The following is a 405-nucleotide window of genomic DNA, read 5'->3' on the forward strand; positions in this document are numbered from 1 at the left end:
TGCCAGGCGGAAGCGGTGTTCGAAATCACGTGCGGCGATACCACGGTGCAGATAATTTCTCTGACTTTCGTCTTTGTGACGACGACCAACTACTTTCAGTGTATCGCGCTCGCTCTCTATCTCCAGCTCTTCACGGCTAAAGCCAGCCACCGCCATGGTGATCGCATATTTATCTTCAGCGATCAGCTCTATGTTGTAAGGCGGGTAGTTGCTGGCTGTGTCACTGCGTTGTGCATCATCGAAGAGTTGTGCCAGACGGTCAAAGCCGATAGCTGAACGGTATAAAGGGGCAAAGTCAAAATTACGCATGATGATATCCTTGTTAACAGAAGCGATGATTGAGTAAATACAGTGTTTTCATCCCATCTCTGATGCGGATGAATCAGACCTCGTTGAGCATCTGAT

The 405-nt window shown here is 48.4% G+C and carries 1 protein-coding gene; it reads right to left on the bottom strand.

Annotated features, from left to right (window positions below; genetic code table 11):
* On the bottom strand, positions 1-309 hold a 309-nt coding region (locus KDM89_RS20090; protein ID WP_212689645.1), incomplete at its 3' end, for an Hsp20 family protein.
* Positions 310-405 lie beyond the last annotated feature (96 nt).

This window comes from Cognatundibacterium luofuense, from assembly GCF_018139685.1.
Classification (GTDB): Bacteria; Pseudomonadota; Gammaproteobacteria; order Burkholderiales; family Burkholderiaceae_D; genus Undibacterium; species Undibacterium luofuense.